The organism is Shewanella sp. Shew256 (genome assembly GCF_002196695.1).
GTDB lineage: Bacteria > Pseudomonadota > Gammaproteobacteria > Enterobacterales > Shewanellaceae > Shewanella > Shewanella mangrovisoli.
Genome location: NZ_NAJR01000004.1, coordinates 53436 through 68199 on the forward strand (window position 1 = coordinate 53436; position 14764 = coordinate 68199).

General features: G+C 46.5%; 12 protein-coding genes. 2 read left to right on the plus strand and 10 right to left on the minus strand.

The annotated features are described in order from the left end of the window. Positions 1-69 precede the first annotated feature (69 nt). Together sppA and ansA are read left to right on the plus strand one after the other, a co-directional pair. Positions 70-1914, plus strand: coding sequence for a signal peptide peptidase SppA (sppA, locus tag B5P39_RS08410; RefSeq protein ID WP_088211173.1), 1845 nt, complete (start codon positions 70-72; stop codon positions 1912-1914). A 111-nt stretch (positions 1915-2025) separates the two neighbouring features. Then, positions 2026-3039, plus strand: coding sequence for an asparaginase (ansA, locus tag B5P39_RS08415; protein ID WP_011716958.1), 1014 nt, complete (start codon positions 2026-2028; stop codon positions 3037-3039). A gap of 70 nt (positions 3040-3109) precedes the next feature. Here the strand turns inward: ansA and B5P39_RS08420 are convergent, their stop codons facing one another. From B5P39_RS08420 to aspS, 10 genes are all read right to left on the minus strand, one after another. Next, the gene (locus tag B5P39_RS08420) at positions 3110-3391 is read right to left on the minus strand and encodes a YeaC family protein (RefSeq protein ID WP_011716957.1); all 282 of its coding nucleotides are present in this window, start codon (positions 3389-3391) and stop codon (positions 3110-3112) included. Beyond that, on the minus strand, positions 3388-3705 hold the full coding sequence (locus B5P39_RS08425; RefSeq protein WP_039977219.1) for a hypothetical protein: 318 nt from the start codon (positions 3703-3705) through the stop codon (positions 3388-3390). The genes B5P39_RS08420 and B5P39_RS08425 overlap by 4 nt, the downstream gene beginning before the upstream one ends. A gap of 8 nt (positions 3706-3713) precedes the next feature. Then, positions 3714-4841: a M14 family metallopeptidase gene (locus tag B5P39_RS08430; protein WP_088211174.1), complete on the minus strand. Its 1128-nt coding sequence runs from the start codon at positions 4839-4841 to the stop codon at positions 3714-3716. 180 nt (positions 4842-5021) lie between these two features. Then, positions 5022-5702, minus strand: a complete 681-nt coding sequence (locus B5P39_RS08435; RefSeq protein ID WP_088211175.1) for a response regulator transcription factor — start codon at positions 5700-5702, stop codon at positions 5022-5024. A gap of 197 nt (positions 5703-5899) precedes the next feature. Next, positions 5900-8461: a TonB-dependent receptor plug domain-containing protein gene (locus tag B5P39_RS08440; RefSeq protein ID WP_088211176.1), complete on the minus strand. Its 2562-nt coding sequence runs from the start codon at positions 8459-8461 to the stop codon at positions 5900-5902. Between the two features lie 966 nt (positions 8462-9427). Continuing rightward, entirely contained in the window at positions 9428-10432 is a 1005-nt protein-coding gene (ruvB, locus tag B5P39_RS08445; RefSeq protein WP_088211177.1) for a Holliday junction branch migration DNA helicase RuvB, read from the minus strand. A gap of 120 nt (positions 10433-10552) precedes the next feature. After that, entirely contained in the window at positions 10553-11170 is a 618-nt protein-coding gene (gene ruvA / locus B5P39_RS08450; RefSeq protein WP_088211178.1) for a Holliday junction branch migration protein RuvA, read from the minus strand. Further along, the gene (gene ruvC, locus B5P39_RS08455) at positions 11167-11688 is read right to left on the minus strand and encodes a crossover junction endodeoxyribonuclease RuvC (protein WP_011622671.1); all 522 of its coding nucleotides are present in this window, start codon (positions 11686-11688) and stop codon (positions 11167-11169) included. The genes ruvA and ruvC overlap by 4 nt, the downstream gene beginning before the upstream one ends. Before the next feature lie 202 nt (positions 11689-11890). Further along, positions 11891-12637, minus strand: a complete 747-nt coding sequence (locus B5P39_RS08460) for a YebC/PmpR family DNA-binding transcriptional regulator (protein WP_011622670.1) — start codon at positions 12635-12637, stop codon at positions 11891-11893. 216 nt (positions 12638-12853) lie between these two features. Next, positions 12854-14629 carry an aspartate--tRNA ligase gene (gene aspS, locus B5P39_RS08465; protein WP_011716950.1) on the minus strand — a complete coding sequence of 592 codons (1776 nt, stop codon included), beginning with the start codon at positions 14627-14629 and terminating at the stop codon, positions 12854-12856. Between the last annotated feature and the right edge of the window lie 135 nt (positions 14630-14764).

Sequence of the window (14764 nt, forward strand, 5' to 3'; positions counted from 1 at the left end):
CAATTGTGTTTAGCCAGTGAGGGGATTTTCAGTTAGCATTGGCAGATTCGATAAGCAAAGGAGTGGCTAATGTCCGCTAACCCATCGTTTTTCAAGAGAATATGTTTATTTATATGGAACACCCTCAACGGGATCCGTAAATTCATACTCAACCTGATTTTTTTTGGCTTCCTCGCCATCATCCTCATTACTATTGGTAGCAGTGAAGATATTCAGGTCGAAGAGAACTCAGCATTGGTACTTAATCTGGCGGGTTCCATTGTCGATCAAAAACAGCAGGTCGACCCAATTGAAGCCGCACTTAAGCAAGGCAATAACGGCAGCAGCGATGGCGAAATCCTGCTGGCGGATATTATCTATGTGATTGATAACGCGACGCACGATAACAGGATCAGCACCATAGTCTTAGACTTAGCCGAGCTGAAACGCGCAGGGATCAGCAAATTACAATCCATTGGCGATGCCCTGAATCGTTTTAAAGAAAGCGGCAAAAAGGTGGTAGCAATTGGAAACTATTACGAGCAAAACCAATATTTTCTCGCCAGCTTTGCCGATACTATTTACCTCAATCCACAAGGCAGTGTTTCTCTCGATGGCTTGAGTATGTATAACCAATACTTCAAATCCGCCCTCGAGAAGCTCAAGATCAAGGCACACATTTTCCGCGTTGGCACCTTTAAATCGGCAGTAGAACCCTACATGCGTGACGATATGTCGGATGCGGCCAGAGAGGCCAGCAGCGCCCTACTCGCCGATGTTTGGCAGAGCTACACTCAAACAGTGGCAGAAAATCGCCAAATCGATGCCAATACCTTAGTGCTCGACTCGGCAAGCTACCTCGCGCAACTCGATAAGGCCGAAGGCGACTCCGCCACTATGGCGATCAATATGAAATGGGTCGATACCCTAGCGACCGATGAAGAGTTCCGTAAAGTCATGCTCGATAGCTTGGGGAAAGAGAAGTCAGGTGACAGCTTTAAGCAGGTCAGCTTTTACGACTACTTAACCTTAGTGACGCCTTTGCCAAGCTTTGTTGAGCAAGACAGTGTCGGCATTATCGTTGCCAGCGGCACCATTTTAAATGGCAGCCAACCCGCCGGCCAAATCGGTGGCGATAGCACCGCTGAGCTGTTACGCAAGGCACGATTTGATAAACATATCAAAGCGCTGGTGCTTAGAGTCGACAGCCCTGGCGGCAGCGCCTTTGCCTCAGAGCAAATCCGCCAAGAATTACTCGCCCTCAAAGCGGCGGGTAAACCTGTGGTGGTGAGTATGGGCAGCCTTGCGGCATCCGGCGGCTATTGGATTTCGGCCAGCGCAGATTATATCTTCGCAACGCCAACCACGCTGACGGGCTCTATCGGGATCTTCGGGATGATCACCACTTTCGAAGATTCACTCGCTAGCTTAGGTATTCATACCGATGGTGTATCGACCTCTGAATGGGCGGGATTGTCTGTAACTCGTACCCTCTCTCCACAAATTGAATCGGTTATCCAACGCCATATCGAGCGTGGCTACTTAGACTTTATTTCACTGGTCGCTAAGGAACGTAAAATGACCTTAGAACAAGTGGATAGCATCGCCCAAGGCCGTGTGTGGAGTGGTAAAAAAGCCCTAGAGTTAGGTTTAGTGGACGAGCTTGGCGATATCGACCAAGCCGTTGCCAAAGCCGCTAAACTCGCGGATTTAAGCCTATTCGATACCCGCGTAATTGAACAAGAGCTCACGCCTGAGCAGCGTTTTGTGCAGCAAATGTTTGCCTCAGTGTCGGCCTATTTACCCGCGTCTCTCAGCCATTCAACACTGCTTGAGCAAATGCTGGCGCAATGGACGGGCAGCTTAAAGACCATCGCGGCCTTTAACGATCCAAACCATGTGTATGTATATTGTGACAGCTGTGCGATCAACTAACGCAGACTCAAGATGAAGGACACAAAAGCCCGATTGCCTCGGGCTTTTTTATTGGGTTTATGCCTGCAAAATCGTATAATTAGCTCACTTGCAGCTAAGATAACGACAAGAATGACTAAACGCTCCATTTACGTCGCCTATACGGGCGGCACCATAGGCATGCAAAAAACCGCGAATGGCTTTGCACCGGTGGCAGGGTTTTTGACCCAATGCGTCCAATCCATGCCCGAGTTTTACCATGACGAAATGCCTGAATTTGTGATCCATGAGTACTGCCCGCTCATCGACTCATCAAACATGGCACCGACCGACTGGCAAATGATCGCCGATGATATTAAGGCCAATTACGACAAGTACGATGGCTTTGTGATCCTCCACGGCACTGATACCATGGCCTATACCGCATCTGCCTTATCCTTTATGCTCCAAGGCCTGTCAAAACCAGTTATTGTCACCGGCTCTCAAATTCCTTTGGCACAACTGAGATCCGACGGTCAAACCAATCTGCTCAACTCTTTGTATATCGCCGCCAATTATCCGGTGGCTGAAGTGTGTTTATTCTTTAATAACAAACTGTTTCGCGGCAATCGTTCCACAAAAGCCCACGCCGATGGCTTCGATGCCTTTGCCTCACCAAACTTCCCCTTACTGCTTGAAGCGGGGATTAAAATTAATCTGCGTGCAGGTAAAATTGCCACGCCAAGCGATAAGCCGTTGGAAGTGGCGAATATCAGCCCGCAGCCCGTCGGTGTAGTGACGCTCTACCCTGGTATTTCGACACAAATTTTTGAGAACATTCTACAGCAACCCGTAAAGGCGCTCATTTTACTGACCTTTGGCGTGGGCAATGCACCACAGGATGCGGCATTACTCGATACCCTAAAGCAAGCGGATGAGCGTGGAATTGTGTTAGTGAACCTAACTCAGTGTTTCCAAGGCAAAGTGAATATGGGCGGTTACGCTACGGGCAATGCCCTCGCCAAAGCGGGGGTGATCAGTGGTGCAGACATGACCATTGAAGCCGCACTGGCTAAGTTGCATTATCTGCTATCGAAAAACTTAAAGCCGAGCGAAATTAAAACTGCCATGCTGCAAAACTTGGTTGGTGAGCTCAGCCCCGACTAAGTATCGAAACGTTACGCATGAAAAAGCCCACATTCGTGGGCTTTTTGTTGTTTAAGCATTAACACAACAATTAGAGTTCGTCAGCTTTAAACTCGGCAATCGACTCGCCACGGAATTGTTTCTTCAACTCCGCCTTCGACAGCTCATTTAATTTGCCACCGGCCGCTATGGTGAAATGCTCAGTTTGATCTAAGCGGCGCGCCTGATAGAGCATCACCACTTGAAGAGTCGATTCACGCTGGGCTTCGGTCAATACAGTGCCATCTTCCCATTTGCCTAATTCAGCGGCGCTACGCAGCCTTTCATAGACTTCTTCGGGCATTTGGTCGATCACTTGATTAATGTCGGTCATACACTCTTTCGCTTATGTAATACGATTCTAACGCGGGTAATTAAATAGCCCACAAAACCAAAGACAAAACAGATGGCGCCAATGGTCGCGCGCAAGCCTTCGGCGGGCTCGCCGCCCCAAAACCAAATCACCACCCCCGCAATAAACAGCGTCATGGCGACAAAGCTTTGGTTCATTAAGCTGCTGGATTTTTGGATATGACTGATCCGTGCGAGCGAGCTATTGTCACCATTGGTTTTTGCCTCACAATGCGGGCAAGCTGGTGCTTTGCTCGACATCCGTTTACGGCAGATTGGACATTCGATTAATGCCATAGTCGCACCTATCTTAACTTATCAACCACGGCGAGCATGGCAATCAATGACGCTTCGCCTAAATAAATGCTGCGCTCTGGCGACCAACCCACAAACGGATCCTGCAGGTTGTTGTTGTCTTTAAAAGGCATTTCTAAGGTGTTCGATAAGCAATCAAAGGTTTGCGCCACCCAATTAGAGGCCACGGTCAAGTTGGCTTGACCTGGCTCGTCTTTAGCGTAACCAAACTCAGTTTGGAAATCGGCACTGGCCAAGGTTAATGCCTGACTAAAATCAGCTTGCAGCTGTGTCAATCGCTCATTGTAAGCAGGCACACCCTCACAACCCGCGAGGAATACATAGGGCAGGCCTTCATCGCCATGGACATCGTAAAATAAATCTACGCCCGTCTGCTGCATTTTATGCACTACATGGTAAACCTCAGGGCTTCTTTCTAAGCTCGGAGTTTGCCATTCACGGTTAAGGTTAACCCCAATCGCATTGGTACGTAGATGGCCTCTTACGCTGCCATCCGGGTTCATGTTAGGCACTATGTAGAAGTTCGCTTTATCGAGCAGCGCTTTTGCCGTTGGACAATCATTATCCAGCAGACGATTCACTAAGCCATCGACTAACCATTCCGCCATGGTTTCACCGGGATGTTGTCTTGCAGTGATCCAGATATTGCGTTTATCAGGATTGCCATCGCCCACTTTCATCAGGGTGATATCGCGGCCATCTAAGGTCAGACCTAAATGCTCAAGATTAACATCGGGATGCAATTGTGCATTGCTGAGAAGATCTAAGTGACGCTCGTAGCTGTAGGGCGCAAAGTAAGCGATTTGAATTGCATCACAATCAAGTGCTAACTGAATGCTCAGTTTGCCATCGATATATTGGGTTGGCACACGGAACCAATGTTGGCGATCGTAACTGGCGACAGCGTGATAATCTTGCCAGCCCTTAGGATAGGAAGCGGTGCCCGCATTGATGATATTTAAGGTGTATTGATTACCCACCTCACCTTCGAATCGGAAGTTGAACCATTGATAAAACTCACCGCCCGCATCGGGACGTATTGCCAGTTGAATATCGTCTTTATTATCAAGATTAATGACTTGGATATTTCCGCCATCAAAATTGGCACTGATCCGCATAATGATTCCTACTTGGTTATTCATGTGAGGGTAATGATGCTGAATACGCATCTACTATAATGCCCGTTAGAATAAACCAAATCCGTATCAGGGGAAAATGAAAGCGACTAAAATTGCCTAAGAAGCCAGCAGTCGCGCTGTAATTCATCAGTGCCTAGTTTGTTAACCTCTAACAACACATCAAGCGGAAAAACTGTATCCTTGACCACGGACCGTATTGATTAATGTCCGCGGTAAGCGGGTATTCGCCAGTTTGCGCCTTGTATTACTGATATGCATATCCAAGTTACGATCGAAGCGGCCTAAGTCCTTCTGCAATACTGACTTTTGCAGTTCTTGCTTAGTGATCACTTGCCCCTTACGCTCGAACAGATACTTAAACAACCTAAACTCGGTTTGGGTGAGCTCCACGGCATTTTTACCAATAGTGATCCTATAGGCAGCCTCATCGAATTTGACTGGCTGGATTGTCGCCTGCTCGATTGCCATTGGCTCTATGGCGCGCGGAATTAATCGCCGCTCTAAGGCATGCAAACGCACCAATAACTCTTTAATGCTAAAGGGTTTCGTTAAGAAATCATCCGCACCAAGCTCGTAACTTCGGATCCTGTCAGCCTCATTATCACGGGCAGAGAGCATCATGATAGGCGTCATACAGTCCCTCGCCTCTAATAGTGAGAAACCATCCATTTGCGGCATCACCAGATCGAGCATAATAATATCGGGCATAAAGCTGCGAATACGTTTGAGCCCTTCAACGCCGTTTACGGCACATTCAACTTCATGTCCCTGTGCTTTAAGCGCCTCGGTTAACCAAACTCTGAATAATGGATCATCATCGACTAGCAGTATTTTACTCATCCCTAAACACCAAACGAGAATCAATATCATTTATGTTACCATAACTAAAAATTTGTCTCTAGCATTAGAAGATGATTAAAAATCAGTATTCGCTTAATTGTGATCAAGTTGGCAGCGATAGATAATGGCCTGTAACCTTTTGCACCAAAACAAAAAAGCGCCCGAAGGCGCTTTTTAAAGGTTGGTTCTATTTTAGATTAGAACTTAACTGTTACACCACCGTAAATAGTACGGCCGATAGTGTCGTAAACTTCTGGAACAGTACCAGCATCACTGCCGTTAGTGACGTAAAGAGGTTTCTCATCAGTAAAGTTCTTCACACCTAAACTAACAGTTGTGCTGTCATTTACATGGTAAGTACCAGAAATGTTGTGATACAGAATTGAATCTACACCTCTTACTGCAACGAATGGGTTATCGTTCGCATCATAGTCAGTGTAAACATCATCCATTGATCTGATATAACGGTTGAAGTACATCACGCTCCAATCATCTTGACCTGCAGAGATGCTGAAGTTGTTACGTACGCGGGCATAAGCTCCCGTATTACCATCGATTGTGCCAGTATAGTTTTCACCATCCTGTTCGAACTTAATCAAGTAAGTAGTATCGTTACTCACTTTCCAATCTAAACCAAGTAGCTCAAAGTTATAAGCTAAGTTGAAGTCAACACCGCTGGTGTCCTGTGAGCCTACGTTAGTCAGTGCACTTGTTAAGTTGAATAAGTCACCATCAGCTGTGATATTGAATGTGCTACAAGCTTCCGCATCACCACCATGACACGCGTCTAAACCAACTTGCACGTCTGCACGAGCAATTGCATCAGTGACTTTGAAACGCCAGTAGTCAAGGGTGATTGACATGCCATCAATATAGCTTGGCGAATACACCAAGCCAGCTGTATAAGACTCTGATTCTTCCGGTTTCAAATCAGGATCAGATGTACGATTCACTAAAATCTGACCAGTTTGCTCACTCAGAGGTAACCAAGGATTCGTTAAATAATCAAATGAACCTGAGTTACCGCCATACAGCTCAGCAACGCTAGGAGCACGGAAACCGGTCGCTGCTACGGTACGAACCATCAGCTCATCAGTCGCAGTGTAAGTTAAACCAATTTTCCAAGTGGTTGCTTTACCGAAAGTTGAGTAATCGTCTAAGCGCAGCGCAAATTCACCCGTTAGTTTTTCAGTAAATGGTACGCTCACTTCTTGGAAGATAGAAATAACGTTGTAGTTGCCACTTGTAGGATCTTGTTGAGCGGCAGTACTGTCACCTGCAACAACAATTGCATCTGGATTGTAGAAACCACTTTCACGACGGTATTCAGCACCAATAGCGAAACCCACGGCTCCAGCACTCAGATCGAATAATTCACCGTTTAAGCCTGCAGATAATGTTTGCTGCTCATTACCACCCGTCTCTTGCTGGTCATAAGAAACATCCTTCATCTCATCAGTCAAAGGAGAACCTTCAAACCAAGCATATGGGTCAGCATAGATTGAATTAGCCATCAATGTTGCGTTAATAGAGTTAGCAACACCTGTCTTAGCTTCGTTCTTACCAAATGTGTAATCCACATTCCAATTCATACCCGTATGAACGTCTAAAGAACCTGCTAAACCAGCTGATAAACGCCAAGTATCAGTATCTTGGTTATAAATACGCGGGCCAACATCGTTCATACGTCTGTTGTATTGCACTTGTCCACGGGCATCAGCCTTGATCCCCGCATCAATCATGCCCTGGTCAAGGGTTAGGCAACCAGCAGTTGGATCTGTTACTCTTGGATCGCCACACACATTCAATTTGATTTGAGCTGGCTGCGCTGCAAGTTGTTGGTTAGAACGGCGATTGGTATAAATAGCATCCGCAGTCAGAACAACATCATTGCCTAACTCTTGTGTCATATTGGCAAATAAGCTACGACGCTCACTTGGTGTTTGGAAATAAACGTCATCAGAGTAGTTATAACCTGTTGTTCGATTAACCCAATTACCATTGGCATCGATAACTTTTTGGTTCAATGCACCTGTTGGAATAATTGAACTGGTATTATCCAATGGATCATACCAATCACGGTCACCTTGAATCACACCACGACGATCTGAGTAAGCTGCACCAAAAGTGTAGTTACCGCCTTCAGTATTGAAGCCATACAGCGCGCTGATGTCACCGTTTTCGCCGTCACCTTTGTCGGTACCGCTGCCGTTGAAGTCTAATTGGAAACCATCGAAATCTTTCTTAGTGATGATGTTCACTACACCGGCAATCGCATCAGAACCGTATACCGCTGAAGCGCCGTCTTTCAGGATTTCAACGCGAGCGATCATAGCAACTGGGATAGAGTTTAAATCCACAGCACTGTCAGCACCTGAACCTGAGTTCACCATGCGACGACCGTTTAGCAATACGAGAGTACGTTGTGAGCCCATACCACGTAAGTCAACTTGTGCAACACCGTCCGCACCGTTGTTGGTGGTTGAACCAACCGCAGCACCCGCCATAGAGGTTTGAACTTGCAACATTTGGTCTACAGAGGTAAAGCCTTCGGCTTTAATTGCAGCAGCATCAATAACGGTAACAGGAGAAGCTGTTTCCATATCTTGACGTTGAATACGTGAACCCGTGACTTCAATACGTTCTACTTTTGCAGTCTCTTCAGCTGCAAATGCGCTTGATGCTACAAAGGTACCAGCAGCAATTGAGCTAACGACAGCTAAATTAATAGCCGACGCAACTTTGGTTCTTTTGATCATGAATGAATGCTCCCTAGATCTTACTATTATTTTTATGCTTACAGCTTGTACAACAATTTGCTGTACGACTGTTGCGCTTGATACTGAGGATTCACTTTCATTCAGTCAATGTTCATTTTTTTAACCTTGAGCATCATTTTGTTCTGTATTTTTATCAATATTGTAAATCGATTGTTTTATTTAAATCTTGAATGCTATTTCAATCCTATTGTTAGCATTAAAAACCATATATAACGATAATTTTCAGCGACAAAAACTGTTAAAAAAATAACATTAAGAAAACATATGATTACCACAAAAATGTGATGCATGTCACACTTTTTTGAAAGAAGACTATCTGATGCACAGAATAATATGTCGATTAATTATGAAAAAATATGCATATTGGTAATCATTGCAACAGAAAGAATCGTGTAGATATCATGGGTTTCACATCGCACATTGATACAAAATGAATAACTTGTGATTTTTATGCACCGCAAGTGTGCAATAAACACAAATGCAACAATTCATTGTCGATTATAATATCAAGCTTAAGTTCTAGGTGTTTTAGAGCGGGATAAGGGCTAAAAAGTGAACATAAGACGAACCATTACAATGTAAAAGAATTATGAGAATGCTTATTTTGCAAACAACACAAATGTCATTTCGAGCGGTTTAAACTCAACATATAAATACATTTGTTTTATTATTGTTAATCAACTAGATTAAATATTATTTACAAACCAAAATAAGAGCATTATTTAGCCGAATAAATTTAAATAAAAACAGTATTCAAGTGACACACCTGCTCCACAGCCCATTTAATTAAGTCGTTATTCATTAAATAATATTCATTTAACGATATAGATGTGGATACTCCTAGCGGCAAGTAATCTGGTGACAAAAAGCAGCAATAACAAAATCGGTAAAACAAAAAAGCGGCCAAGGCCGCTTTTTTGGTAACAAAGTCATCCTTCTTGGATGTTACTCTGGTTTTATCATGCCAAAATGCAGATAGGCTCTGGTTGTGGCAATGCGACCGCGTGGCGTTCGTTGGATAAAGCCTTGTTGGATAAGGAAAGGCTCCAATACATCTTCGATGGTTTCACGCTCCTCACCAATAGCTGCGGCGAGGTTATCAAGCCCCACAGGCCCCCCCATAAACTTATCGATAATGGCAAGCAGCAGTTTTCGATCCATGTAATCGAAACCTTCACCATCGACATCGAGCAAATCAAGCGCTTGCTCCGCGACTTTTTGCGTCACAGCGCCGTCGTGTTTCACTTCCGCATAGTCACGCACTCGACGCAGTAAACGGTTGGCGATCCTCGGTGTTCCCCGTGAGCGTTTGGCAATTTCGGTGGCCCCTTCAGCATCAATCGCCAATCCCATCACCTGCGCCGAGCGGGTCACAATGGTGCTTAAATCTTTAACATTATAAAACTCGAGCCGCAGTGGAATGCCAAAACGCGCCCTTAGCGGAGAGGTTAACGCCCCTGCCCGCGTGGTCGCGCCCACTAAGGTAAAAGGCGGTAGATCTAACTTAATTGAACGTGCAGCAGGCCCCTCGCCGATCATAATATCCAGCTGATAGTCTTCCATCGCTGGATACAGAATTTCTTCGACGACGGGACTTAAGCGATGGATTTCATCGATAAAAAGCACATCCCCCGCCTCAAGATTGGTGAGCAGCGCCGCCAAATCCCCAGCTTTCTCAAGCACAGGCCCCGACGTCGATTTAATATTTACGCCCATTTCATTAGCCACGATCATGGCTAAGGTGGTTTTACCTAAACCCGGCGGGCCGTAGATCAACATATGATCTAATGCCTCTTCACGATTCTTTGCCGCTTGAATAAACACTTTTAATTGGGCACGCGTATCATCCTGCCCAGTATATTCATCGAGTAATTTAGGGCGCATCGCCCTGTCGATAACATCGTCTTGACCTTGCAGCTGCGGCTGGATCAGTCTATCTGCTTCAATCATTTACCTATTCCTGTTACCGCATCGGCATACGGCACTTGCAATTTGGGCGCTGTTGCAACCTAACTGGCTGCAAAAATCGCGTACCGCAATATAACACTCGCCTCAATAAAAACCATGCCATTAGAGCATCGATTTTAACGCGGCCTTAATCAAGGTCTCACTGTCCATGCCTTCTTTATAGGCGGCGGAAACGGCTTTACTCGCCTGTGGTGGTTTATAACCGAGGGAGATCAAGGCTGAAATCGCATCCTCTTCGGCACTGTTGACCGTCGGAGCCGGTGAGTAGTTGGATTGCAGCACAAACTCACGCTCAGAGCCTACGGATGCCTCCATCAAACTCTTCAGTTTATCGCGCATCTCAACCAATAAACGCTCAGCGGTCTTTTTACCGACACCGGGTAATTTCACCAGCGTCACTATATCATCACGCTCGACGCAGCCGACAAACTCACTGGCGGTCATGCCTGAAAGAATAGTTAACGCCAGTTTAGGGCCCACACCGTTAGCCTTGATAAGCAAACGAAACAGTGAGCGCTCTTGTTTAGTGATAAAGCCGTAAAGCAGCTGGGCATCTTCACGCACCACAAAATGGGTATACACTGTGGTCGGTTGATTGACCTCGGGGAGCTCATAAAAGCTGGTGAGGGGCATCTGTAACTCGTAGCCCACACCATTGACATCAATCAATACCTCTGGCGCTTGCTTTTCAATTAACACGCCATGTAAACGACCTATCATCTGTACCGTCCATATGTTCTTGTTGTCGCTCGGCCACTTAAGGCGACCAAACTTTGATTGGTGTGATAATGACATACCGCAACGCCGAGTGCATCCGCAGCGTCGGCCTGTGGCGCCGCGGGCAGCTTAAGCAATTGCTGGATCATATGTTGAACCTGTTCTTTCTTAGCCCGCCCCGTCCCGACCACCGCATTCTTAATTTGGGTGGCACTGTATTCGGCAACGGGCAAATTGGCCACTGTCGCAGCCACGATAGCCGCACCACGGGCTTGGCCTAATTTCAAGGCCGAGTCGGCATTTTTGGCGAGAAACACCCGCTCAATCGCAAATTCATCGGGTTGGTATTGGCGAATAATTTCACTAATCCCATCAAAGATTTGCTTGAGTCTTAATGGTAAATCCTCACCCGAGGTGCGAATGCAGCCGCTGCCCAAATAAAGTTGCTGTCGCCCTTGGCATTGGATAACGCCGTAACCTGTGATCCGAGAACCTGGGTCAACCCCTAAAATAATTGCCATGCTATCCCTAATGCCTGTTCCCGACTTAAGACAATCCATTCAACGGATAACTTAAGCACTAGCAACAGTGCAAAAAATCATAAATCTAACTGAGGGTGGCCCTAAAGCAAAACGCTGGCGCTAAGCTCAATCGCTGTATCAAGCTATGGAGCTAAGTTTGTCAGCTGACTTTAGGCCACCTAACTCAGGTTAATGCTAAGACCTAACCTAAACTTTCCATAATCTCATCGGAGATTTCGGCATTATGATACACCTCTTGCACATCATCGTGCTCTTCGAGGGTATCGATAAGACGCATAAACTTCTCCGCGGTCTCGGCATCTAACTCGGCTTTGGTTGAGGCGATCATCGCGATTTCGGCGTTATCACTGACAAATCCCGCCGCATCGAGGGCATCTTTCACCCCATAAAACTCGGTCGGTTCGGTAAATACGTCAATCGCACCATCATCGTAACTCACCACATCTTCGGCGCCCGCTTCCAACGCCGCGTCCATCAGGGCGTCTTCATCTGTACCCGGCGCATAGGACAACACCCCACGCTTAGTGAACAAATAGGCAACCGAGCCATCGGTACCTAAATTCCCACCCGATTTACTAAAGGCATTACGCACGCCACTCACGGTGCGGTTACGGTTATCTGTCATGGTTTCAACCATCACAGCGGTGCCACCCGGGCCATAGCCTTCGTAAATAATGGTTTCGAGTTGTTGCCCTTCAAGCTCACCGGCGCCACGTTTGATTGCGCGCTCAATGGTGTCGCGGGTCATGTTTCCGCCGAGTGCTTTATCAATGGCGATACGCAGACGCGGGTTTGAATCGGGATCCGAGCCACCTTCACGGGCAGAAACCGTTAACTCACGGATAAATTTAGTAAAGAGTTTACCGCGTTTGGCATCTTGCGCTGCTTTGCGGTGTTTAATGTTGGCCCACTTACTATGACCTGCCATGGGAGTTCTCCTCTACACATAGCCATTGCACATCTTATCAATAGCCTAAGGTAACCTTGACGGCGCCTCTTGTGAGGTTCCAACAGCCAATGTTCCTTTACACAAAGATTGACGGCAAATTCAGTGACGTCGATAACGCAGATATTGATAAGAAATGAAATGACGGGGTAAAAATAGACCGAGGCTTGCGCCTCGGTACTCGATAATCACTAAAGATTAGTCTTCAGTCTTCGCGGCTTTCACCACGGAAATACCTAGTTCAGCTAATTGTTGTGGGTTAGCAAAACCTGGGGCATTGGTTAACGGACACGCCGCTGTGGTGGTTTTAGGGAAAGCCATCACATCACGGATGGAGCTTGCGCCCGTCATCAGCATGATAATACGGTCTAAACCGAATGCCAGACCCGCATGTGGTGGCGTACCGTAGCGCAGTGCTTCGAGTAGGAAGCCGAATTTCTCTTTCGCTTCTTCATCGGTAATGCCAAGGATACGGAATACCGCAGATTGCATTTCTTGGTTGTGAATACGAACTGAACCACCACCTAATTCACAGCCGTTTAATACCATGTCGTAGGCATCTGACACACGGTTAGCCGGATTGGCTTCCAGCTCTTGTGGTGTCACGCCGCGTGGCGCAGTAAACGGATGGTGAACCGCATGGAAGCTGCCGTTGATCTTCTCAAACATTGGGAAGTCAACCACCCACAGTGGACGCCATTGACCTTCGAGCAGGTTAAAGTCTTCACCGGCTTTTAGACGCAGTGCGCCCATAGATTCGGCAACCACAGTCGCGTTATCGGCACCAAATAGGATGATATCGCCCGTTTGTGCGCCAGTGCGGCTGATGATTTCGTTCACAATGCCTTCGTTTAAGAACTTCAGCACAGGTGATTGAATGCCTTCTAACCCTTGAGTCAGATCGTTTAGCTTCATCCACGCTAAACCTTTAGCACCGTAGATACCGACAAACTTAGTATAATCATCGATTTGCTTACGGGATAAGCTCGCGCCACCAGGAATACGCAGCGCCGCAACACGGCCTTCTTCGTCATTAGCTGGGCCTGAGAATACCGCAAACTCCACTTCTTTCAGTAAGTCAGCTACGTCAACCAGTTCTAATGGGTTACGTAAATCTGGCTTATCTGAACCGAAACGACGCATGGCTTCGTTATAGGTCATACGTGGGAATTCGCCTAAATCGACGTTCAGCATCTCAAGGAACAGTCCGCGCATCATCTCTTCGGTCTTAGCCATCACTTGCTCAGACGTCATAAATGAGGTTTCGATATCGATTTGAGTAAATTCTGGCTGACGGTCAGCACGTAAGTCTTCGTCACGGAAGCATTTTACGATTTGATAGTAACGGTCAAACCCTGACATCATCAGTAACTGTTTAAACAGCTGTGGTGATTGTGGCAGTGCGAAGAATTGCCCTTTGTAGGTGCGGCTTGGCACTAAATAGTCACGGGCACCTTCTGGCGTCGCCTTGGTCAGGATAGGCGTCTCGATATCTAAGAAGCCGTTTGAGTCGAGGAAACGACGCACAGCACTGGTCACTTTCGCGCGGAACATTAAGCGCTGCGCCATTTCTGGGCGACGTAAATCTAAATAACGGTACTTTAGACGCTGCTCTTCACTGTTGTTTTGATAGTTATCTAAGCTCAGCGGCAGCGGCTCAGAACTGTTGATAATCGTCAGCTCTTTACCTAATACTTCAATTTCGCCGGTCTTCATTTGCGCGTTGACTTGGCTATCAGGACGGGCACGAACCACACCTTTTACCTGCACACAAAACTCGGCGCGCAGCGTACTGGCCACATTGAACACCTCAGGTAAATCTGGATCGTAAACCACTTGGACCAGACCTTCTCTGTCTCTTAAATCTAAAAAGACCACGCCACCCAAATCACGGCTACGATTAACCCAACCTACCAAGGTAACTTCTTGTCCAACGTGAGACTTATTGACGTCTCCACAATAATGACTGCGCATCTAACTCTATCCTTTATCCGGAAACCGGTGCTTTGGAAATAATCAAAACGAGATAAAAGCGGCATTATAGTCAAATAATGCCGATTACCAAAGTACTTCACTTTTAGGCGGTGAAGTATCAAACAGTTTTACGCC